This window comes from Acidimicrobiia bacterium (genome assembly GCA_035948415.1).
Lineage (GTDB): Bacteria > Actinomycetota > Acidimicrobiia > IMCC26256 > PALSA-555 > PALSA-555.
In genome coordinates this window covers 1-21,738 of record DASZJD010000043.1, presented here as the reverse complement: position 1 = coordinate 21,738, position 21,738 = coordinate 1, and the positions used below count along the sequence as shown (strand labels likewise).

19 protein-coding genes and 1 pseudogene are annotated in these 21,738 nt (G+C 69.1%); 14 read left to right on the top strand and 6 right to left on the bottom strand.

From position 1 onward, the window contains the following. Window positions 1-554: 554 nt before the first annotated feature. Entirely contained in the window at window positions 555-974 is a 420-nt protein-coding gene (locus VG869_06475) for a hypothetical protein (GenBank protein HEV3450835.1), read from the bottom strand. A 282-nt stretch (window positions 975-1,256) separates the two neighbouring features. Between VG869_06475 and VG869_06470 the strand changes: the two genes are divergently transcribed. Then, a complete protein-coding gene (locus VG869_06470; GenBank protein ID HEV3450834.1) occupies window positions 1,257-2,396 on the top strand; it encodes a potassium channel family protein in 1,140 nt (379 codons plus the stop codon). 179 nt (window positions 2,397-2,575) lie between these two features. Here VG869_06470 and VG869_06465 read toward each other — a convergent pair whose 3' ends face one another. Continuing rightward, window positions 2,576-3,181, bottom strand: a complete 606-nt coding sequence (locus VG869_06465) for a MarR family transcriptional regulator (GenBank protein ID HEV3450833.1) — start codon at window positions 3,179-3,181, stop codon at window positions 2,576-2,578. A gap of 21 nt (window positions 3,182-3,202) precedes the next feature. On the opposite strand from VG869_06465, the gene VG869_06460 reads away from it, so the two are divergent. After that, window positions 3,203-3,667 carry a universal stress protein gene (locus VG869_06460; GenBank protein HEV3450832.1) on the top strand — a complete coding sequence of 155 codons (465 nt, stop codon included), beginning with the start codon at window positions 3,203-3,205 and terminating at the stop codon, window positions 3,665-3,667. A gap of 42 nt (window positions 3,668-3,709) precedes the next feature. On the opposite strand, the gene ftsH is transcribed toward VG869_06460, so the two are convergent. Both ftsH and VG869_06450 read right to left on the bottom strand, forming a co-directional pair. Next, a complete protein-coding gene (gene ftsH, locus VG869_06455; GenBank protein ID HEV3450831.1) occupies window positions 3,710-5,662 on the bottom strand; it encodes an ATP-dependent zinc metalloprotease FtsH in 1,953 nt (650 codons plus the stop codon). A 213-nt stretch (window positions 5,663-5,875) separates the two neighbouring features. After that, a complete protein-coding gene (locus VG869_06450) occupies window positions 5,876-6,352 on the bottom strand; it encodes a DinB family protein (protein HEV3450830.1) in 477 nt (158 codons plus the stop codon). 225 nt (window positions 6,353-6,577) lie between these two features. On the opposite strand from VG869_06450, the gene VG869_06445 reads away from it, so the two are divergent. The 4 genes and pseudogenes from VG869_06445 to VG869_06430 all read left to right on the top strand — a co-directional run bounded on the left by VG869_06445 (window position 6,578) and on the right by VG869_06430 (window position 9,758). Further along, window positions 6,578-6,991: a hypothetical protein gene (locus VG869_06445; protein ID HEV3450829.1), complete on the top strand. Its 414-nt coding sequence runs from the start codon at window positions 6,578-6,580 to the stop codon at window positions 6,989-6,991. A 384-nt stretch (window positions 6,992-7,375) separates the two neighbouring features. Continuing rightward, window positions 7,376-8,734: pseudogene (locus VG869_06440) on the top strand (rhodanese-like domain-containing protein). Between the two features lie 12 nt (window positions 8,735-8,746). Next, complete coding sequence (locus VG869_06435) at window positions 8,747-9,142, top strand: rhodanese-like domain-containing protein (GenBank protein HEV3450828.1); 396 nt, start codon at window positions 8,747-8,749, stop codon at window positions 9,140-9,142. 490 nt (window positions 9,143-9,632) lie between these two features. Next, window positions 9,633-9,758, top strand: coding sequence for a hypothetical protein (locus VG869_06430; protein HEV3450827.1), 126 nt, complete (start codon window positions 9,633-9,635; stop codon window positions 9,756-9,758). Between the two features lie 94 nt (window positions 9,759-9,852). Here the strand turns inward: VG869_06430 and VG869_06425 are convergent, their stop codons facing one another. Further along, the gene (locus tag VG869_06425; GenBank protein HEV3450826.1) at window positions 9,853-11,508 is read right to left on the bottom strand and encodes an MFS transporter; all 1,656 of its coding nucleotides are present in this window, start codon (window positions 11,506-11,508) and stop codon (window positions 9,853-9,855) included. A 102-nt stretch (window positions 11,509-11,610) separates the two neighbouring features. Here VG869_06425 and VG869_06420 point away from each other — a divergent pair, with 102 nt between their 5' ends. Next, window positions 11,611-12,276 (top strand): winged helix-turn-helix transcriptional regulator, encoded by a 666-nt coding sequence (locus VG869_06420; GenBank protein HEV3450825.1) that lies wholly within the window; start codon window positions 11,611-11,613, stop codon window positions 12,274-12,276. Between the two features lie 256 nt (window positions 12,277-12,532). On the opposite strand, the gene VG869_06415 is transcribed toward VG869_06420, so the two are convergent. Then, on the bottom strand, window positions 12,533-13,990 hold the full coding sequence (locus VG869_06415; GenBank protein ID HEV3450824.1) for a DUF2252 domain-containing protein: 1,458 nt from the start codon (window positions 13,988-13,990) through the stop codon (window positions 12,533-12,535). A 1,015-nt stretch (window positions 13,991-15,005) separates the two neighbouring features. Here VG869_06415 and VG869_06410 point away from each other — a divergent pair. From VG869_06410 to VG869_06380, 7 genes are all read left to right on the top strand, one after another. Then, window positions 15,006-15,716: a pirin family protein gene (locus VG869_06410; protein HEV3450823.1), complete on the top strand. Its 711-nt coding sequence runs from the start codon at window positions 15,006-15,008 to the stop codon at window positions 15,714-15,716. A 170-nt stretch (window positions 15,717-15,886) separates the two neighbouring features. Beyond that, window positions 15,887-16,426: a thioredoxin domain-containing protein gene (locus tag VG869_06405; GenBank protein HEV3450822.1), complete on the top strand. Its 540-nt coding sequence runs from the start codon at window positions 15,887-15,889 to the stop codon at window positions 16,424-16,426. A 207-nt stretch (window positions 16,427-16,633) separates the two neighbouring features. Beyond that, window positions 16,634-17,239, top strand: a complete 606-nt coding sequence (locus VG869_06400) for a sulfite oxidase-like oxidoreductase (GenBank protein ID HEV3450821.1) — start codon at window positions 16,634-16,636, stop codon at window positions 17,237-17,239. Window positions 17,240-17,277: 38 nt separating this feature from the next. Further along, window positions 17,278-17,976: an FAD-binding oxidoreductase gene (locus VG869_06395; GenBank protein ID HEV3450820.1), complete on the top strand. Its 699-nt coding sequence runs from the start codon at window positions 17,278-17,280 to the stop codon at window positions 17,974-17,976. A 1-nt stretch (window position 17,977) separates the two neighbouring features. Further along, window positions 17,978-18,253 carry a DUF6510 family protein gene (locus VG869_06390; protein HEV3450819.1) on the top strand — a complete coding sequence of 92 codons (276 nt, stop codon included), beginning with the start codon at window positions 17,978-17,980 and terminating at the stop codon, window positions 18,251-18,253. A 42-nt stretch (window positions 18,254-18,295) separates the two neighbouring features. Then, on the top strand, window positions 18,296-19,807 hold the full coding sequence (locus VG869_06385; GenBank protein ID HEV3450818.1) for an FAD-dependent oxidoreductase: 1,512 nt from the start codon (window positions 18,296-18,298) through the stop codon (window positions 19,805-19,807). 188 nt (window positions 19,808-19,995) lie between these two features. Beyond that, window positions 19,996-21,498, top strand: a complete 1,503-nt coding sequence (locus VG869_06380) for an NAD(P)-binding protein (protein ID HEV3450817.1) — start codon at window positions 19,996-19,998, stop codon at window positions 21,496-21,498. The last annotated feature ends 240 nt before the right edge of the window (window positions 21,499-21,738 follow it).

The window sequence follows — 21,738 nt, the reverse complement described above, 5'->3', positions numbered from 1 at the left end:
GTTGCTTCCTCAATGGACTGGCCGTAGCAGCGGGGCGGGCAGAACTGGCCTCGGCGATAAGGGTTGCCCGCGGGGGAGAGCGGTGAACAGTGAGCGCGTGTCACCACTCGTGGCCTCGCAGTCACGGGCAGAAGCGTTGTCGGCGGGCTTGTTGTGGAAGGCAGTGTCGGCGCCGTCGTGGTCGTCGTCGTGGTCGGTGCCGCGGAGCGGCCGCTGCTTCCGCACGCCGCGAGCACTACGAGTCCGAACAGCAGCAGAACTGCCAGCCGTTTCATCGTCCGCTCTCCGGTGGCGCCTGTGAGGCTGTCGAGTTGCCGGACGAGATCGAATTCACGGTTGAAGATCAACTCGGCCGCCTCCGGGTACTAGTCCAAACGCGCCGCCTTGTCGGTTGGGCGCCGAAGTCGCCACCAGTTCGGTCCGGTCCAGACTATGGCGAATTCCCCATACCAGGCCGAAGACGGTGGCGACCGCTATCCGCTATCGAAGGGGAGGACGGTTCGGTTGTCAGGAACATGGCTGCGCTCGCTGCGAACGTCAACACGGACGACGCGCTACTGGTTTTCGACCGCGGCTCTGAGCTCGGGCAACGCCTCAACGTCGTAACGGCCTAGGTCGAATGGAACGATGCCAACTTCTGGGAGGTCGAGACGGAGCCGACTCTGGCCAAACCGGGCCGGAACCACATCGACGACTCTGACTTTGGCGAGGGGAAATTCGGCCAGCACACCTCGTGGAAAGGGCGTGCGGGCGGCATTGATGACCAAGAGGCGACGGCTGGTCACCACCAACGGGCGATAGTGACGATATGAAGTGTAGATACCCTCGCGCACCTTGCCGGATGGACCCTTCGGTCGCTTGGGCGTGGACGCGAACGGAAGGACTGCAATCACGACTTCCCCGGAGCCCAGCCGGTCTTTGACGGTCTCGAGGAGCTTCGACTGTTGCTTCCTGTGCTGCGCGTGTGAAGCCATGACACCCTTGCTTGTCTCCGGGATGTGGACGACGCTACATGCCCTTGGCGGCCCTCTCGTTGTAGGCGGAGAAGGACAAGCCACGAGTAGGACGGCGGGCTCCGAAGCACCGCGGGCGGTACGAGACCAGGCTCTTCGGCGCGACGTCGTGTCCCAAGGCGGTGGGCTCACTCCCTGCCGAAAGCACCCGCGGCCAGTCCTGCTCGACGTGCCCGTTGACGAGATCGGTGCGATCTTGGATCCTGAAATCCGTGGCCGGCTCAGCCGGCACCGGATCGTGAGGTGGATGTGACCGGTCTCGTCGGGGCGATCGGCGTTCTCATCGTCGTCGTCGTGTTGGTGGACGCCTTCGAGACGGTGGTCTTGCCTCGCAGGGTCAACCGGCGGTGGCGGATCACGGTCGCCGTCTATCGCATTAGCTGGCCGGCATATCGTGCCGTTGCCCGTTGGGTCCGCAGCGCCCAGCAACGCGAGGTCGTCCTCAGCTACTACGGCCCGGCTTCGCTGCTCCTGCTCTTCGCGTGCTGGGCGGGTCTGCTCATTCTGGGCTACGCGCTGGCCATCTGGGCCTTCGCGAGCCCATTAACCGGCGCGGCGGGCCGGTCGTTCGGCACCGCGACGTACAGCGCCGCGTCAACGTTCTTCACGCTCGGCTTTGGGGATGCCGTCGCGCGTCGGCCCGGTGGGCGAGCCATCGTGGTCGCCGCGGGTGGCACTGGCTTCGCGTTCCTCGCGTTGGTGGTCTCGTACCTGCCGACCCTGTACCAGGCGTTCTCGCGCCGTGAGATCTACATTTCCCAACTCGACGCACGGGCGGGTTCACCGCCGAGCGCGGGAGAGCTTCTGGCCCGCAACGGCGCCGACGGCTTGGGCGAGCTCGGTCCCTTTCTGAATGACTGGGAGTCGTGGAGCGCGGACTTGCTGGAGAACGTGCTTTCGTTTCCAACCCTCGGCTACTACCGCTCACACCACGACAACCAATCCTGGCTTGCCGGCCTGACCGTGATCTTGGACACCTGCTCCCTGCTCCTTGCGGGGCGCGAGGATGGGCCCCGTCGGCAGGCTCGGCTCACGTACGCCATGTGTCGCCACGCGGCCGTTGATCTCGCGCAAGTGCTCCAAGCGAAGCCCGCATCAGGAGAGGACCGCCTAGACGGCGAGGCCCTCGACCGGTTGCGCGCACGGCTTGCTGACAACGGTTGGCAGCTTCCGGATGACGCCATCCCTCACCTGGCGAAGCTACGTGCCGGATACGAGCCGTATGTCACTGGCCTCTCACGTCGACTGCTGATGGCTCTCCCCGAGTGGACCGCACGAGAGGGTGCGATCGACAGCTGGCAACTCACCCAGCTCGACGAGCGAGGACGCCGGCCGACATCGCGCCGCCGTGGCCCTCGGACCGTCGCGCGCCGGGAACATTGATCCGGCCGGCGTAGATGTTATTGAACCATCCAAGCGATCATGCAGACCGTGTGCGTGCAGACTCGAGGTGTACTTCTGCCGGCAGCTCAAGCTGGAGCCAGACGAGCTGATCGAGCGCGTCGGTGAGCACCGCCGTCGAGCGCCGCGAGGCGTCGTCGAGAAAAGCGGTCCCGGACTGCTCAGGTGAGCTGACGACGACCGAGCGGGCGCGCGCCGCGCTCGGAGTCGTTCCCACTCCCGTGCTCGATCTCGCAGACGGCATCGTTGAACCTCCCGAGTAGCTTGCCGAACTCGCGCTGATCTCGTGAAGGCCAGCCTGCGAACAACTCGCGGGCTCGGTCTCGTCGTGCCCGCTGCACGGCGCGCATCACACGTCGCCCCTTCGGTGATAAGTCGATGACGCTCACGCGGCCGTCGTTGGGGTCCGAGCGTCGGTCGAGGAGCTCCCGACCCTCCATTGCCGCGACCTGACGCGTCACAGTTGTGGCGTCGAGGCCGAGCCTGGAAGCGAGGTCTTTGACGTTGACAGGGCCGGTCGCATCGAGAGTGCGGGCGAGGAGATAGCTCGCCCGGTCGAGGTCGCGGTGGATGTCGGAGCGCCGGGCCAGTCGTTCCAGGGCTCGTTGGAGCAGCGCCATCTCCGTCTCGAGAACGTCGAGCGGATCGGTGTCATCCACGGTGAGTCGAGCGTCCGCCGGGTTCTCGAGACTTGCCTGCGTCACCATGGGCTGTACGATACAGGTATTAACCTGTATCATGCAAGTAGTCGCTGACACTCGTTCCACCGAGTGGATCAGGAGGTGACCATGGCGCAGCAGATCGTGATCGGCGTGGATGGCTCGGAGGCCAGCCTCGATGCGCTCGGCGCGGCGGCGGACCTCGCTGAACAGACGGGCTCGCAGCTCGCCGTCGTCTTTGTCCGCGACCCAGGACTCGCCGGAGCCATTGCGGCAACCGAGGGCGCGGCCGAGGCCGTCATCATGCAAACGGAAACGGAACTGGAAGCCACCGCGCGCGCACGGACCGTCGATGCACTTCGCGACCGCCGAGTCGAGTGGACCTTCGACTCGGCCACGGGCGATGCCGCACACGAACTCCTGAACGTCGCGCTGCGGCGCCGCGCGTCGCTGATCGTCGTCGGCGGGCACCGGCACAGCACGGTCGGCGGTGTCGTGCTCGGCTCGGTGGCACAAAAGCTTCTTCGGGTCTCACCGATCTCCGTGCTCGTGTTCCGTCAGCCCTCACGTGAACGCGTCGCCGGGGCCGCCTAACGAAGACTGACGGGCGAGCAGGAGACCGTTCTCGCCTCGGAATCAGCTTGTCGGTTGGACGCCTCGAGGAGCTCCGGCGGGAACGGGCTCCTCGGCGACGGCTGGCCCGGTGCTGTCGTGACCGTTCGTCTTCAAGAGGGCGAGGAGCTCGGAGCCGTCGATCGTCTCGTGTTGGAGGAGCGACTCCACGACCCGGTCGAATTGCGAGCGGTGGGCGCGCAGCAGCTCGGTCGCAGTTCCCTCTGCCTCACGGAGAAGCCGGGCAACCTCCTCGTCGATGACCTGTTGCGTCGCTTCCGCATACGGTGCCCGCCCGACGCCGTCCAGGCTGAAGCCGCTCGGTTGGCTGTTCGCGAACCCGATCGGGCCAAGCCGTGGGGAGAGTCCCCAGTCGCGGACCATCTTGGTGGCGAGGTCAGTTGCGCCTGCGAGGTCGCTCGCCGCGCCGCTCGATGCCTCCTTGAGCACGAGTACTTCTGCGGCACGGCCACCGAGACGGACCGCAAGCGAATCGCGCAGATAGCTCTCGGGGTACAGGTGCCGCTCGTCCTCCGGAAGCTGCTGCGTTACACCCAAAGCCTGGCCGGCGGGCAAGATCGTCACCTTCGCCACGGGATCGGCGTGTTTTGACAATGCGGCGACCACTGCGTGACCTGACTCGTGGACTGCGACAGCGTGTTTCTCATCGGGCAAGAGTGCGTTCATCGCGTCGCGGCGTCCGAGCAGGAGCCGGTCGCGGGCGCGATCGAAGTCGTCGGCGTTGATCAGGTCCCGCCCGGCTCGTACGGCGTTGATGGCAGCTTCGTTCACGAGGTTCGCGAGATCCGCACCCGAGAAGCCCGGCGTGCCACGCGCCACAACCGCGAGGTCGACATCTGGGGTCAGGCGCTTGTCCCGAACGTGGACACGCAGGATCGCGGCCCGCTCGGCCTGATTAGGCAGGGGGATCTCGACCGTCCGGTCGAAGCGTCCTGGGCGCAACAGCGCCGGGTCGAGCGTTTCTACCCGGTTCGTCGCCGCGATGACCACCACACCCGTGTCGGGATCGAAGCCGTCCATCTCCGCCAGGAGCTGATTGAGGGTCTGCTCCCGTTCGTCGTTCGACACGAGCGAGCCGCCCCGTCGACCACCGATGGCGTCGATCTCGTCGATGAAGATGATCGACGGTGCGCGCTTCCTCGCGTCCGCGAAAAGGTCTCGAACGCGCGACGCGCCGACGCCGACGAACAACTCGACAAAGCTCGACCCGGTCAGCGCGAGGAACGGCACCTCGGCCTCGCCGGCGACGGCCCGCGCCATGAGCGTCTTGCCCGTTCCGGGCGGTCCGACCATCAACACCCCCTTCGGCCCCACCGCGCCGGCCTTCTCATAGCGCTCCGGATGCTTCAAGAAGTCGACGACTTCCTGCACCTCAGCCTTGGCTCCCTCGTAACCGGCCACATCGGTGAAGCGGGTCTTCGGACGGTCTTCGTCGTACAAGCGGGCTCTCGATCCGCCGAAGCCCATGATCCCGCCGGTGATCTGCCTCCTCGCGCGACGCCCGAGCCAGATGAAGACGCCTACGAAGAGCAGCAGCGGGAGGAAACTGATCAACACCGAGAACACCGACGTGCCCTGGGGACCTTTGCCCTTCACCTCGACGTGGTGCTGCGCGAGCAGCGGTGCGAGCTGATTGTCACGAAGGGCAGTGGGGATCTGGGAGGTGAAGTCGTCGCGGTTTCGGAGTTGCCCGGTCACCTTCCCGTTCGCGTCGATAGTGGCGTTGCGCACCTGATTCTTCGCGACCACACGAAGCAGCGTCGTATAGCTGTAACTGTGGTTCGGCGTGCTCTTCGTCATGCTCGGCAGGAACAGCAACAGAGCAGTCAGGGTCACACCGACCAGCACGAGGACCATTCGCCAGCTGGGCGGCCGAGGCGGCGCCGGCGCCGGCGGCCGGTCATTCGGCGGCGGCGTCTTCGCCGGGCTCGAACAATGCTCAAGGAGTCTCGCCATCTCGCCCTCCGGGCCAGCCTGGTGGGACGGCCCACCCACCCGTCCACCGTGTGTTAGCACGCGCCCACCCGGATCTCACAGGGGCCCTGATCGCCGGCGTGCTCAGTCCCCGGCGAGCAGACCGGCCGCCCCGCCGAGGCCCCGGCCGACCAGCGGTCTCGCCGAGGCGGCTGGCCGGGGACTGAAGACCTCCGGCCTGGCAGGGCTGAGCTGCTAACGGCCGGTCCGGCCATCGATGAGCTCGCGCAGGATGTCTGCGTGCCCAGCGTGTCGGGCGGTCTCCTCGAGCAAGTGCGAAAGCACCCAGCGGAGGTTGACGGGTACGTCACTGCTGACTCGGCGGCATCGCTGGTCGAGTGTTGGTGCTTTTGACACGATTCGGTCGACACGAGCCCATGTCTGGCGGTAGGTGTCGACCGCGTTGGCGAGGGTATCGCTTCCGTGGACGGCATCGTCCGGCAGCTGGATGTCCTCACCGGCGAAGCGTTCCACGATCCAGGTGGTCTCCGCACGCGCCAGGTGCTTCACGAGCCAGAGCAGCGTGGTGCCGCTCGCAACGAGAGGGAATCGTGCCGCGTCTTCGTCGACGTCAGCGACCTTCCGGACCAGCGATTCTCGCTGATACTGCAGGAGCGCCCGCGCGGTCTCGCGTTCGTCCGCCTCGAGTGGAGGCGGCTTCTGGTCGGCCACGCGACGCATCCTAAATCGGGCTGCGTGCGTCGGTCGATGAAGGCTTGGGTCGCGGGCAACCCTCGGCTCGAGCTTCTCCCGTGCTCGGTACTCGAAGATCGCCGGGTGCTCACAGGCGCAATCGGAAGCGAGGCGTGTGGCGAGTCTCTACTCGGATGGCCCCGGATCACGCCTTGTTCACCGCTCCTGCAGGAGCGTGGCCGATGGGACGGCTACGTTCGTTGCGTGCGCAAGCCGACGGCTCGGGGTGTCGTTGGTGCGTTCGCCGTGGCGAGGATTGCGATCGGCGCGGCGTTTGCCGTTGCACCCAGCCGACTGACCGCGGCGCCCGCCGCTTCCGACGGCCACATCCTGATGACGCGGAGTTTTGCCATCCGCGAGCTGGTGCTTGGCGTGGGAGGGCTGGTGGCGATCGCCCGGGCCGACAGTCGTCAGACGAGTCTTCGGTTGTGGGCAGGCCTTGGTGCGCTCACCGACGGCGGCGACCTGTGCGCGTCGTTGGCCGCGCTTCGGAGCGACGCATCGGCAACCCGCGTTCCGACGATGGTGGCGGCCGTGGGCCTTCTGGGCGAGCTGTGGGCGTTCCGCGCCGCGGCCCCCGACCGACGGGCTCGTCTCGCGGCACGCCCAGCAGGATGATCCCCCGGCCTGCCGGTCGCCCCCGGATCGGCTCGTCGTCAACGAAGCGGCACGGCGGTCGTGGGGCCACCACCCACGCGCGTCCGACCGGCGTTCACCCATCGCGGCGAGCGCGTGCGTCCGTCCGAGCTGCCGCACCGCCAGGGCGGCGTGGCCGGTCGCGGCTCGGTGGATGGCAACGCCGCCGAAGTGGGCGCGCACCGCGACGCTCGTTCGGCGGGCGTCGCAGGAGGTCCGGCCTCGCGGGGACGGGCGGGCGACCGATGCCAGGGTTCTCGGCGCCCTCACCGGTCGATCAGGCGTTGGTGGGTGCGACGGCGCCGAGGATCTTGTCCGGCGATCCGCAGCACGCGAGTGGCCGGGCTGGCAGTATCGCGTACCGCCGTGATCTTCAAGCAGTACTACCTCGGTTGTTTGTCGCACGCCTCCTACCTCGTTGGCGACGAGCGCAGCGGCCGGGGCGTGGTCGTTGACCCGCAGCGAGACGTGCGCGGCTACCTCGAAGATGCCGACGCTCGGGGGCTGAGGATCGAGCGGGTCATCGAGACGCACGTTCACGCCGACTTTCTCAGCGGCCACCTCGAGCTTGCCGCCCGGACCGGGGCGCAGGTCTGCTTTGGCGAGGGTGCCGGCGTCGAGTTTCCGCACGAGCCCCTGCGTGACGGGGTCGAGATCTCGCTCGGGACGGTCATGCTTCGCGTCATTGCTACGCCGGGCCACACACCAGAGTCGATCTCCATCCTGATCTCGGAGGCGGGTCGCGAGGATGCGCCGTTTGGCGTCTTGACCGGCGACACCCTCTTTGTCGGAGATGTCGGCCGTCCCGATCTTCTCGCCTCCTCGAACGCGGCACTCACCGCGGAGGACATGGCTCGTCAGCTCTTCCACTCGCTGCACGACAAGTTGCTGGCCCTGCCCGATACCACGCGAGTGTTTCCCGCGCACGGGGCGGGGTCGGCGTGCGGGAAGGCCCTGTCCAGCGAGACGCAGTCGACGATCGGTGAGCAGCGCGCCAGCAACTACGCGCTCGCTCCCCAGACCGAGGAGCAGTTCGTCGCCGGGCTGATCGAGGGACAGCCGGTCAAGCCGCACTACTTCGAGTTCGATGCCCGTCGCAATCGCGAGCTCCGGCCGCTGTTGAGCGAGGAGCCACCAGCCTCGCTCAGCCTCGAGGAGGTCCTCGATGCCCGATCCCAGGGTGCGGTGCTCATCGACACTCGGGAGCCGATCGACTTCGCCGCCGGCCACCTGCGCGGCGCCGTGAACGTCGGCCTGCAGGGCCGTTTCGCCGAGTTCGCCGGCAACGTCGTCGCCCCCGACGATCGGATCGTGCTGGTGGGCGACCCTGCGACGGCGCTTGAGGCCAAGGTTCGCTTGGGCCGCATCGGGTTCGACCAGGTCATCGGGCAGCTCCACGACCCCGGAGCCGTGTTCGTCGACCGCCCCGACCTCAGCGAGGCCAGTTCTCGCCTGACCATCGAGCAGCTCGCCGAGCGCCTGGTCTCGGTGCCAGACCTCGTGGTCGTCGACGTGCGGGGGCCAGGCGAGACCGCGTCGGGCGTCCTGGCGGGCGCGATCGAGATCCCGCTGGCGGTGCTCGTCGACCTCCTCGACGCCTTGGACCCCCGCCGTCCAACTGTCGCCTACTGCGCCGGCGGCTACCGCTCTTCGATCGCTGCCAGTCTGATGCGCGCGGCGGGGTTCGCCGACGCTTCCGATCTCGTCGGCGGGTTCGAGGCATGGCGCGCGGCAGGCCTGCCCGTCACCGCCCTGCATCACACCCCTGGGGACACCGTCCCGCCGACGCCGGCCTTTGCCGGTGTCCGCGAGGTCGATCCACTCACGGCGGAGCGGCTCACCGGACAGGGGGCGATCCTGCTGGATGTGCGCGAACCCGCGGAATGGGAGGCCGGCCATGCCCCCGGCGCGCTCCTTCTGCCCATGGGCCAGGTCCAAGATCGTGCCCATGGTCTGCCGGCGGGCCGACAGATCCTGGCCGTCTGCCGGGTCGGGGGACGCTCGGCCGCAATCACCGAGGCGCTCAGCGCCCGCGGCATCGACGCGGTCAACGTTGCCGGTGGGATGCGAGCCTGGGCCGCCGCCGGCCTGTCGGTCGTCACCGACGACGGCGACCCTGGCGTCGTGGTCTGACTCCGCGACGTCCTCGTGACGCTGCCACGGCACGAGGACGCCTCACGCAGTTCAGCGGAGTCCTTCGACCCGTCGGGGAGTGGCGCCGCCACCGGGCGCGGCCGTCAGGGTGGCGGCGTCAAGCGGGCGTGGATGACAAGCGCGCGGTGAACCGACCGCTGTCAACGACGCCGCGCGGCTACGACATTGCAGACCTCACCGTTCGCTGAGACCGCTGTCGATCACCCCAGCGGCCGGGACGGTGTCGTCGGTATGAGGCGCGGCAATCCGACCTAGGCTCGCAGCCGTCCTCCGCTGATCCCGGGATCGAACCGACCGCCGTCGGGCCGGGCCTGTGCGATCAACGGAGGAGGTTTCTCAATCGCCGGCCCTGGGAACTGGTGGGGGCCACGAACCCAAAGGGGAGTTGATGGATCGTCCGACGCATCCCTCCGACGAGACACGCGCCGCGGAGGAGGAAGAAGCTCAGCGGGCCCCTGGGGCGGATCGGATGCCAACCGAAGAAGAGGCGCGCCTCGCCGAGAAGCACGGTGAAGTCGACGAATCTGTCGCCGAGCACGAAGAGGAGATGATGGAGCGCGGCGTCGAGCAGGAGGGCGAGGGCCGGATCCCCTAGATGGCGCGCCTCGCCCGCACCGATCTGTGGGCGAGGCGAAGCTGCGAGTGGGCCTGGGTTTTGCGCCGGCGCTGAGGGTTCGGAGCGGCGGGGTTCAGTGCTGCGGGCACCCGACCCCGACGGGCTCCGGGGCGAGTTCCCGTGGCAGCGAGCTCGCGGGTGGCACCTCGACCCCCGGGCGGGCGGCGCCGGGCCTCGCCGGCAGGAGCGCGGCCGCCATGACTGCCCCACCGACGGCGACGGCGCCCGCCACCTGCAAGCCGCCGGCCAGGCTGTGCAGGAACGCGCCGACCGCGGCCGAGCTCAGGTTGCGGGCCGGGAGGGCGAGCCCGGCGCGAGCGAGATGCTGGGCGGCGACGAGGGCTCCGCCGACCGACCCTCGCGCCGCGACCGCCGCCTGGGCGGGGAGGTGTTGGGGGATGGTGCTCCCGAGCCGGCTCCCGTACAAGGACGCGGCGATGCTGCCGATGACCGCCACGCCGAGGGCGGCGCCGAACAGCCGGGTGGCGTCGTTCACAGCTGAGCCGACGCCAGCCTTCTCGGTGGGGACGACGCCCATGATCGCCTCGGTGGCGGGTGCCGTGATGAGACCGAGGCCGCCACCGCCGACCACCATTTGCCCGACGATCTCCAGGTATGAGGTCGATGTCGACACGGTGGAGATCCAGAACAGCGCAAGACCGAACAACGCGAGCCCGCTCGCGACGACGGCCTTGTTGCCGATCCGCACCGCGACCTTCGTCCCGACGAGGGCGGCGGTCGCGATCGAGAGGGCGACCGGCAGCAGCCGAAGCCCGGTGCCGAAGGGCGTGTAGGCCTTCACAAACTGGAAGTACTGGGTGATGAGGAACGTGAACCCAGTCAGGGTGAAGAACCCGATGGTGATCGAACCACTCGCAGCGGTGAACCGTGGGTTGCGGAAGAGCCCGACGTCGAGCATGGGGGAGGGGATTCGGCTCTCGACATTGATGAAGACGGCCAGGATGAGCAGGCCGCCAGCGATGGTGGCGAGCGTGGTCGTCGATCCCCAGCCCCAGCTCGGCGCTTGGATGATGCTCAACACCAGGGTGCCCATGCCGGCGCTCGAGAGCACGAGGCCACGCCAGTCGATCGGGGGCGCGGCCGGGTCCCTGGAGCTCGGCACGGCCCAGGCAACGAGCCCAGCGACCAGGGCGGCGATGGGAACCATGAAGAGGAACACGCTGCCCCACCAGAAGCGCTCGAGGAGCCAGCCGCCGACGATCGGGCCGGTCGCAACCCCGGCGCCGGTCGTCGCGCCCCACAGCCCGATCGCCCGGGCGCGCTCGGACCGCTCGGTGAAGACGTTGGCGATGAGCGAGAGGGTGGCGGGGAAGATGCCCGCGGCACCGAGCCCCATGATGACCCGCGCCGCGATGAGCTGGTCCGGGTTCTGGGCGAAAGAGCCGGCGAGGCTGCCGACCCCGAAGACCAGCAGGCCGAGGAGCAGGACGCCCTTGCGTCCGACCCGGTCGCTGAGGCTCCCGGCGGCCAGGATCAGCGCCGCGAACACGAGCGTGTAGGCGTCGACCACCCACTGGAGGCTGGTGGTCGTAGCGCCGAGCTGTCGCACCAGGCTCGGCAGCGCGACGTTCACGATCGTGACGTCGATGTTGATGATCAGCGCGGCCAGACAGAGCGCCAGCAGCACCAGACCCTTCCGCTGCGTGGCGGCACGCCGGGCCGAGCCGGCGCCGGGCTGCGGGTGGGCGGGCAGGGCAGCCGTTTCCATCGGTGGCTCCTCTCCGGGCGCGGCAAACGAGACTCTAAAGGCATCGATTGAGAAAATCAAGTGATACCTTGAAATAGTTCAGCCGGCTGGTAGGATCGCTTCGTGCGCACCTACGACCAGCACTGCGCGGTCGCTCGAGCCCTCGACGTGGTCGGCGATCGGTGGACGCTGCTCATCGTCCGTGAGCTGCTGATCCGGGAGCGCTGCCGCTACACCGACCTGCGGTACGGGCTGCCCGGCATCGCCACGAACCTGCTCGCCGATCGGCTGCGGGAGCTGGAGACGAACGGGATCGTCACCCGAGAGGAGGCGCCGCCACCCGTTGCCACCACTCTCTTTCGCCTGACCCCCCGCGGCCAGGCGCTCCAGCCCGTGCTCGCCGCGCTGGGACAGTGGGGCGCCCCATTGCTGGAGGACGTCGGGGGCGAGGCGGCGTTCCGGACTCACTGGCTCGTGTTGCCCCTCGAGCTCCAGCTCTCGGATCGCTGGCCCGACCGCCCCCCGGTGACCGTCGAGCTGCGAACCGGCGATCAGCCCCTGGTGCTCGAAACTGCCGACGGCCGCGTCCGCGCCCAGCCCGGGACGACGTCGCATCCGGACGCCACGTTGGTCGGTCCGCCGAAAGTCATCATGGACGTTCTCCTGCGCCAGCTCGACCTGACCACCGCGCGTCGGCGGGGCCTCACGATCGAGGGAGACCCAACCGCGGTGCAGCGGATCGCGCGCGCCGATGAGCCGTCCCTCTCGGACTCGGCCCGCGTCCGCTGACCACAGGGCGGCCCGGCCTGGGCTTCGACCGATGCCGTCGAGCGGCGGATCGACGGGCCCGTGTTCGTGGTCGGCGCCAGGCGTCCGCCCAACTCAGACGTCCACGATCGTGGTCTGCCGACACAGACTCGCCTCCCGGTGTCAGGACCACCAGGCGATGGCAACGCTGGATCGGGCCAGGACGCGGCCGCGCGATTGACCCGGCACGGACTGGCCGCGGTCCGCGTCACGAGACCAAGCAGATGCGCTCGGATCTTCACGGCTGTGCTCCTGGCGGTTCGCTGCCGGCGCTTGGGTCGGGGGCGCGGGCTGGCGCGCTCGTAACCGCGCGTCCTGCGGCCTGGCCGTGCTCGGCGCGTGTGCTGGCGGCGTCGGCCCGGAGGGCTTCGACCAGTTGCGCGTGGTCGCGCTCGGACTGCGCGGCGTAGCTCTCAGAGAAGCCAGCGATCGCGTTCGCCAGCGTGTTGCCGCCGCCGCAGTACCCGGCGAGCACGGCCGGGTCGACGGCTCGGGCGTGAGCCCGCGCGAGCGTCGCCGCGCACAGGGCGCTGTACTGCGTGAGGTCGCCTGGGCTCAGGGACGCGAGGTCCGCACTTCCCTTCATGTCCCAGAGCTGGCGCACGTAGTAGTGGCGGCCGGTCGGGTCGCTGCTCCAACCCAGAAAGGGGTCGCTGGCCGCTTGCATCAGTCGCTGACCCTCCACGACTCGCTGACCATGGTGCGTCCACGTGCTCGGGCCGACGTGACGCGCGAGCACCGACTCCTGAGCCTCCTTCACTTGGAGGACCAGCGGATCCAGGTCGGCTCGGCCTTGACCGAGGAGGACGAAGGAGCGGGTCCCGACCGATCCGACGCCCACGACCCTCCGGGCGGCGTCCACGATGTGAAATTGATTGAGCAGGTGCGCGTGATCGGGGCTCAGGCTGTCGCGGTAGTCGGCGAGGAACTCCATCACCGTCTCGAGGGACGCGTCAGCGACGTGCTCCATGAGGGGCGGCATGTCGACGAAGACCCGCCGTCCATCGCGGACCTCGGTGAGCTTCGTGAACGCCCGGACGTTCGTCCGCCGGTCCGCCTGCCGCAACGCGCCGCTGACCTCTCGCTGACGCCGCTTACTCTGCAGGCGGCCGGCGAACTGCGTGGCGTCGACGTCGGAGTACCACACGTCCAGTGTGGAGTGGCGGGCGAGGGAATCGAGCTGCCGGGCGTACGAGCGGACGGTTGCCACGACCGCCTGTTGCCCCTTCGCCGAGTCCATCCCGTTCCCGCGCGCCGCGACATGTGCGCTCGCAGCGAGACGCTTCAGATCCCACTCCCACGGGCCCGCAATCGTCTCGTCGAAGTCGTTGATATCGAAGATGACCCGACGCTCGGGGGACGCGAACAATCCGAAGTTGAGCAGATGAGCATCACCACCGCACTGGACGTTGATACCCGTTGTCGGCGTCGATGCAAGGTCAGCGGCCATGATCGCCGCGCCGCCGCGAAAGTACGCGAACGGAGATTCGGACATCCGGGCGTACCGCAGCGACACCAGCTCCGGGACCCGCTCCGACGCTTCCTCGGCCAAGACCGCCGCGGGATCGCGTGCCGGGTCAGCGACCCACACCCCGTGTGCTTCGAGTGGCACCTGATCGCGCAGCGCCCGCCCCCGGGCCCGGAGTTCGTCGCGGCTGGTCGAACCGAAGTCCGAGATCTCGGCCGCGCGCGTCACGGACGACCGGCCCGGCGCCTCACCCGTTTCGGCGCTTGCTCGCTCGAGGCCAGTCGCGATCGCGTCATGCGCCCACGGCGACCGCAGCATCGCTCAGGGTCTCGACTGGATCAAGGCGGGCGTGCAGGTCGTGGGCACGGTGGTGCCCAGCGGCCAGCAGCGCGGGGAGTCGGAGCTCGGCCAGCGGCGGCCGGCGCCTTCCGCCCACGCGAGCACGTCGAGCGGAAGATCCGTGGCGGCGGGGGAGCGGCGAGCTTGACGGGCGTGCCAGCCGCTCGGCTCCCGAAGATCACCAGGTTCGTGTCGGGCATGACCGGGCCCGCCGGTCGAGCTACGCCGCGGTGATCGACGATGGCGAAGAGGGTGAGGCCCCTCTCCGCGACGAGGTGAGTCAACCGGTGCACCGTCTGGTCGACCGAGCGCGGGCCTCTGGCTCACGCTGCCATCGGAGGCCCGCGCGGTGTCTGCGTCCATGGTTGGGTCCTCCGGGATCGCCGACCTCCGGCACCCGGCCAGCGGCGGGATCCCGAAGGGCGGACTTCGTCTCGAGCAGTCCTTGGTTCCGGTCGCCGTGCACCTGGTTGCGAGGCTGATTGTCGCGCCCGGCCAGCGGTTGTCGAATCCGCTGTCTCGGAGCTCCGTGGGGGCGGCCGTGGTCGCGGAGGCCGGGGACGTGGCGGCCGTCGCTCGAAGGGGGAGGGCGCAGTCCTCATGGCGGGTCTCGGCCGTCTGGACGCCGGCCTCGTGCGGCGCCGTGACGACGCCCCCGGTGGACTCGACGAGCCCCCGGCCGGCCCGACACTCTTGGGGTCCGCCGACCGACCGAGCGCACGACCCGCCGTCACGGGCCGTGTCGAGACCCGGTGGGCCGAGCGGTCGCATCCAGCCGAGCCCGAGGACGCAGGTGAACCCAGCCGCCAGCTGCCCGGAGGGGACGGCTGCTGCCACCGAGGAGAAACGGTGGGTCGGAGCAGAGTCGACAGGGGATCGATCGAACCGGGAGTCAAGGGGACTGATGGGTCTGACCATCGACATCCGACGCGCCGAGTCGCGCTTCCAGACGAGGCTCGGGTGGCTCGACAGTCGTCAGAGCTTCAGCTTCGGCGAGCACTATGACCCCGACAACACCCATCACGGGCTGCTGTTGGTCTCCAACGACGACCGCGTCCGCCCGGCGACGGGGTTCGGAACGCACGCCCATCGAGACATGGAGATCGTCACCTGGGTGTTGTCCGGCCAGCTCGAGCACCGCGACTCCGAAGGCAACCACGGCGTGCTGTACCCGGGTCTTGCGCAGCGCATGAGCGCAGGCACAGGGATCCGGCACTCGGAGATGAACCCGTCGGCAACCGAGGAAGTGCATTTCGTCCAGATGTGGGTGCCACCCGATGCCGAAGGAATCGCGCCTGGCTACGAGCAGCGGGACATGAACGGCGAACTCGGCGAAGGCGGGTTACGACCGCTCGCGTCGGGTCAGGGACATGCCGGAGCGATCGGGATCCACCAGCGCGGCGCAGTGCTCTGGGGCGGGCGGCTCCAGGCCGACGAGACCGTCATGATCCCCGCCGCTGGGCACGCACACGTCTTTGTCGCGGCCGGTCGTGCCGGGCTCGGTGAGGCGGCCTGGCTCGAGGAGGGTGACGCCGTACGCCTGAGCGATGCGGACGCGCTCGAACTCCGGGCGGGCGAGCGCGGCACCGAAGTGCTCATCTGGGCGACGGACTGAAGGGGAGGAAGGCGATGCGACATCTCGCGGGCCGGCCACCCGACCGCGACCGACCCTCGCGATCTGCGATCGGATCTGCAGGTCGCCTGTGAAGCCGCGTTCCGGGGCCGAAGCGACGGCCCGTCCCGCAGACGGGAACCGGATCGGCGAGTAACGGCGAGAGGGGTCACGTGGACCAACGGCTTCATCCGGGAGTGTCGAACGAGGATCACCTGCGTGGCGATCTCAACGCGCCTGTGACACTGACCGTCTTCGGGGACTACGAGTGCCCAGTGTCGGCGCGCCTGTGGCGGGCTCTCAGGAGCGCGGCTGAGGAATGCGACCCGTTCCGGGAGGTCTTCCGCCACTTTCCGCTGACGAACGTCCACCCACACGCCCTGCTTGCAGCTCAGGCTGCCGAGGCAGCGGGTGATCAAGGCCGCTTCTGGGCGATGCACGATGTGCTGTTCGAGCGCCAGGACGCGTTGGAGGCCGGCGATGTTGCTGCGTACGCGGGCGACTTGGGACTGGACGTCGAGCGGCTCGAGGAGGACATCGCGTATGAGGTCTTCATCGAGGCGGTTCGAAGAGGTCAGCGAAGTGGTATCAGTAGCGGGGTGACGACAACGCCGACCGTCTTCGCCGACGAGGAGCGTCTGGTGCTCGCCGAGCCAGAAGACCTGCCCGAGGCCCTCGGTCGATTGGGCCACTCTTCAGTGTCGGACGCATGATGGAGCCTCCACCGTGACGAAGAGGAGCGACGTACGATCATCGATGCGCCTTCGTCCTCGATCCCCGAGGCCTGTCGGCTCGGCGTTCCCGGCGGGCCGGTCGGAACGTGGAGGTCACCAGGTGAGAGCGAGCGGCCCACTCTGTGCTCTCGGTCCGCGGCGGACCACCGCGACGGCGAGCGTCGTCGATCGTAGGAGGTGGCCCGGATGACGCCGGTCTCGCGAGGCTTCCGGGGCCGACGCCGGACCGACGTCGATGCCAGCCGCATTCCGCCCGGCCAGTACGTGGTCGATGACTTCCCGGTGTTGTCGGCGGGTCCGACACCGCGCACGGCCCTCGACGAGTGGACGTTCACGATCAAGGGCGAGGTCGACGCACCGGTCAAATGGTCGTGGGAGGAGTTCTTGGCGCTTCCGAACGAGACGGTGACCGTCGACATCCACTGCGTCACCAAGTGGTCCAAGCTCGGAACAACGTGGACCGGCGTCTCGGTCGACCGCCTGCTCGAGGACGTCGAGACCAGCGCCGAGTACATCTCGGCGTTCTGCGACGGCGGGTACACGACGAACCTGCCACTCGAGCACGTCACCGACGGGCAGGCCTGGGTGGCGTACGCCTTCGACGGTGAGCCCCTCGAGCCCGAGCACGGCGGCCCCGCTCGCCTGCTCGTCCCGCACCTGTACTTCTGGAAGAGCGCCAAGTGGGTGCGCGGTCTCACCCTGCTCGACCACGACGAGCCCGGATTCTGGGAGACGCTCGGCTACCACAATCGAGGCGACCCCTGGAAGGAGGAGCGGTACTGGAGCGACTGACGCCGCGCCGGGCCCCGCTGACCTGGAGGGAGGCGACCGTGCGGGCGGTCCGCCCCGAGACGCCGCGGGCGAAGACCCTCATCCTCGATGTGCCCGCCTGGCCCGGCCATCTGCCGGGTCACCACGTCGATGTGCGCCTGACCGCCCCGGACGGCTACCAGGCGGAGCGCTCCTACTCCATCGCCTCCGCACCCGAGGACGACAATCTCGCGCTCACGGTCGAGCGGCTCGACGACGGCGAGGTCTCGATCTACCTGTGTGACGACCTGCGTCCGGGTGACCTGCTCGAGCTCCGGGGCCCCATCGGCGGATACTTCACCTGGCAGGCCGCCGACGGCGGCCCCCTCGTGCTCGTCGGTGGCGGCTCGGGTGTCGTCCCGTTAGTCGCCATGCTTCGTCACCTCTCGGCCGTGCACGCTCAGATCGAAGCCACGCTGCTGGTGTCGGCCGGCAGCTGGGACGACGTCCTCTACCCCGACGAGCTCGACGCGTTCGCAACGGAGGGCGTCCAGGTGCGCTGCACGCTGACCCGTCGGACGCCGCCCGGCTGGGAGGGATGGTCACGACGCGTCGACGCCCAGATGCTGCGCGACCTCGATGCAGATCCGACGCGACGGCCCCGCGTCTACGTCTGTGGACCGACGCCGTTCGTCGAGCGCGTCGCTGACCTCTTCGTCGCTGCCGGCCACGATCCCAGCTTGGTGAAGACGGAGCGCTTCGGACCTACAGGGAGATGACATGACCCCAGCTGACTTTCACCTCGATGGAAACGCAGTTGCCGGGCTCCTCGAGCAAGTCCTCGTCGCCGAGCCGACCACAGCGGAGCGGATCTGTCAGTCCTGTCGATCCCGCCACCCCATCGGTGCCCACCGCGCGTACGCCGCCGCCGGGACCGTGCTGCGCTGTCCCACCTGCGGCGACGTCGCCGTCCGGCTCGCCGAGCTTCCCGGGCGCCGAATGGTCGAATTCCGCGGGCGGTGGATCTTCAGTGCCGAGACCGGATCCCCGCTCTAGGCGCGGCCTCGGGTCGCTCCGTGCACCAGCGAGGAGGTCGGAGTGATCGCTGACGTCGTCGTGGTCGGAGGCGGGTCGGCTGGGTGCGTGCTCGCGGCCCGGCTGTCCGACGACGACGATCGATCGGTGCTCCTCCTCGAGGGTGGCCCTGACTACCCGAGGACGGCAGACCTCCCGAACGACGTCGTCGACGCGTCGGAGCCGACGGTCGGGCACGACTGGGGCTTCGTCGCGGAGGCGGACGAACTCGGCCGCTGCGTCCCGCTACCCCGGGCCCGCATCATGGGCGGCTGCTCGGCGACGAACGGGTGTTTCGCCCTCCGCGGCGCGCCCGCCGACTACGACGGCTGGGCCGCCCTCGGCAATCCGGGCTGGAGCTTCACGGACGTGCTTCCGTACTTCCGTCGTCTCGAAACTGACCTCGACTTCCGCGACGACTGGCACGGCGTCGACGGCCCGATCCCCGTCCGCCGTCACCCGCCCGAAGAGCTCAACCTCGTGCAGCGATCGTTCATCGACGCCGCCGTCGCCGCCGGCCAGCCGTACGTCGAGGACCACAACCGGCCCGGAGCGGTGGGTGTCGGACCGACGCCCCGAAACGCCCGCGACGGCGTGCGGATGAGCACGGCGATCACCTACCTAGCGGCGGCTCGGCATCGCCAGAACCTCGCGATCCGCGGTGGCGCCGTCGTGGATCGGGTGGAGGTGACGAACGGTCGAGCTCGCGGGGTGCGCCTGGTGGGTGGCGAGGTCGTCGACGCCGGCCGGGTGGTGCTCGCTGCGGGCGCTTATGCGAGTCCCGCGATCCTCGCTCGGTCCGGGATCGGACCCGCGGACCACCTGGCTGAGCTCGGCATCGAGGTCGTGGCTCACCTCGTCGGCGTCGGCGAGAACCTCTCCGACCACCCGATCGTCGCCGTCGACCTGCCGGCGGCACCCGGGATCACGGGCCCCCGGTTCCAGGCGATCGCCACGCTCCGGTCGGGCCTCGCCGCGTCGTGGCCGGCACCGGACCTCCACCTGTTCGTCCCCGGTCCGTTCGACGTGCCACACGACGTGAGCCCGACCGGAGCGGTGTTCGGGATCGTCGCCGGACTCCTCTCGCCTCGCTCACGGGGCCGAGTCCGACTCCGCTCCTCCGACCCCCTCGACCCGCCCCGCATCGCCGTGGCGCACCTCCAGGCACCCGACGACCTGGCCCGCATGGTCGAGGCCACGATCGTGGCCCGGCAGCTCGCTCGAACCGAGCCGCTCGCGCGGTGCGTCCTCGGCACCGAGCTCGCGCCGGGGCCCACCGTCGGCGACGACGATCAAGAAGGCATCGCCGCGTCGGTCAGGGCTCGGGTCTCGACCTACCACCACCCCGTCGGCACGTGCCGGATGGGCCCCGATCCCGACGACGGAGCCGTGGTCGACGCCCGCGGCCAGGTGTACGGCATCGACCGGCTGCACGTCGTCGACGCGTCGGTCATGCCCACCATCCCGTCGGCCAACACGAACCTGCCCACGATCATGGTGGCGGAGCGAATGGCGGCGTGGCTGCGCGGGGCGTGACCGTCTGAGCCGATCCGGCGAGACCTGGCGGTCGGTGATCCGAACCCCTGGGCGCCTGCATCATCCTCGTCGAGGTGCACGCGTCGGTCGGGCGGCGAGTTCTGGTGGACTAGCCGGCCGGTGGACGCCAAAGCTGATGCGGTCTCGTCGTGGGGTCGGTCAGAGATCGCGATCCTTGAAGGAGGACCATGAGCGCGCCCAAGCAGTTCGACGCGGTGGTCGTTGGTGCATCGCTCGGCGGACTCACGTCAGCGGCCCTCTTGGCCCGCCGGGGGTTCCGGGTGGCGCTCGTCGACCGACTTGAGCAGCCCGGCGGTCGCTGCGGGTCGGTCGAACATGACGGGTACCAGATTGCCTTCGGGCATCGCGACGGCCATGGGGTCGGCGACAACGTCTTCGGCTTGCCGCTGCACTTCTTCGCCGCCGCCGACGCCGCTGGCGCGGACGTCCACAGCCGGACGCTGGCCGGCGGAATGCGCCTTCACCGGCTGCCGGCGCGGACGTCGGCCGACCTGCACCTCGGGGGGCGACCGGGCATGGACCGACTGGCGGGCGCTCGCGACACGATCCAGGTTCTCACCGGGCACGAGGACGTGTCCGACGGGACCGCACGCGACTACCTCGACACCATGCGACGGCTGCGGTCAATGTCCGACCAGGAGCAGCGACGCCTGATCCCGGTCCCGCTCGGGGACTGGCTCGACGAGAACGTCACGGACCGGGTCGCGCGCAATGCCATCCTGCAGGTCGGCGAGGTGATGTTCCCGTCACCGTCGGAGAACACCTCGACCGGCCGCCTCGTCGCGTTCCTCAAGGAGGCCCGCGCGTACGGGTCTCGGGGGATCTACCCCGACGACCCCGACGCGGCGGGCATGCAAGGCCTCGTCGCGCCGTGGGTGCGGGTGATCGAGCGGCACGGCGGCGAGCTCTGGCTCGGGTGGAAGCCGCTCGAGATCGTTGTCGAGGACCGCCGGGTGACCGGGGTCGTCGCGGTCAACGCTGCGAACCTCGTGCAGGAGTTCGTGGCACCGGTCGTTATCACCGACTACCCGGGCTGGGATCTGCTCGAGCTCATCGACGAGGAGCTGTTCCCGTCCGGCTTTGCGGAGACCGCCGAGCAGATGCTCGAACACTCCAACGACTTCGCCGGGTGGTGGGCTGGCCTCAGCCGGTTGCCCTCACGACGTTCGGATGGCCAGCCCGAGGACATGCCCGGCTGGCACCGTGTCCTCTGGGGAGACGAGGCCGTCAAGCGGTACCACGGCGCGTTCCAGTTCGCGTCGTGTCACGCGCCGAGGATCGCGCCCACGGGAAAGCACCTGCTTGAGGTCGTCATCTCACACTGGGGTGAAGGCGAGGGGAGGCGGTGGCGACACTGGCGCGACGCCCGGGTCGCGGTCGACCGAATTCTCGAGTACGTCCGCTGGTACTACAGCGACCTCGACGACTGCGTCGAATGGTCCCGCTACCAGTACCTGTCCGGACCCGAGATGCGGGCGTGCTATCTGAAGCCCGTCGCTCGGCATCCGGTGAAGGTGACCACCATCGAGGGGCTCTATATGGCCGGCCCGACATCCGAAGGACTTGGCGCATATCAGGACCTCGAGTGCGAGACCGCCATGCGGGCCGTGGCGCTGGTGGAGTCGGAGGGGAGCCGGCGGCGATCCAGGCGTCAGGACCTCACGGTCTGAGCGCTTCCCTCGGGTCGGAGGTCGGGCGCCGGCCCGGCCAGTGGGGGACCTCACCTCGCGCTCGGGAGGCCGTCGGACGACGGCGGTCGCCTAGTCGCTGACGAGCTGTTTCAGGAGTGAGCGCAAGCGAGGAGCGTGCTTGAGTGCCTCGTGCAGCTGGGCAATGTCATCGGTGCTCGCCAGCATCGGGTGACGCCGGAACGCGCCGGTCGGCGTATACGAGCAGAAGCGAACCATGAG

Coding starts and splice junctions, on each gene's coding strand:
- VG869_06475 (HEV3450835.1), bottom strand. CDS start 974: ATGGCTTCACACGCGCAGCACAGGAAGCAACAGTCGAAGCTCCTCGAG.
- VG869_06460 (HEV3450832.1), top strand. CDS start 3,203: ATGGCGCAGCAGATCGTGATCGGCGTGGATGGCTCGGAGGCCAGCCTC.
- ftsH (HEV3450831.1), bottom strand. CDS start 5,662: ATGGCGAGACTCCTTGAGCATTGTTCGAGCCCGGCGAAGACGCCGCCG.
- VG869_06430 (HEV3450827.1), top strand. CDS start 9,633: ATGCCAACCGAAGAAGAGGCGCGCCTCGCCGAGAAGCACGGTGAAGTC.
- VG869_06425 (HEV3450826.1), bottom strand. CDS start 11,508: ATGGAAACGGCTGCCCTGCCCGCCCACCCGCAGCCCGGCGCCGGCTCG.
- VG869_06410 (HEV3450823.1), top strand. CDS start 15,006: ATGGGTCTGACCATCGACATCCGACGCGCCGAGTCGCGCTTCCAGACG.
- VG869_06400 (HEV3450821.1), top strand. CDS start 16,634: ATGACGCCGGTCTCGCGAGGCTTCCGGGGCCGACGCCGGACCGACGTC.
- VG869_06390 (HEV3450819.1), top strand. CDS start 17,978: ATGACCCCAGCTGACTTTCACCTCGATGGAAACGCAGTTGCCGGGCTC.
- VG869_06380 (HEV3450817.1), top strand. CDS start 19,996: ATGAGCGCGCCCAAGCAGTTCGACGCGGTGGTCGTTGGTGCATCGCTC.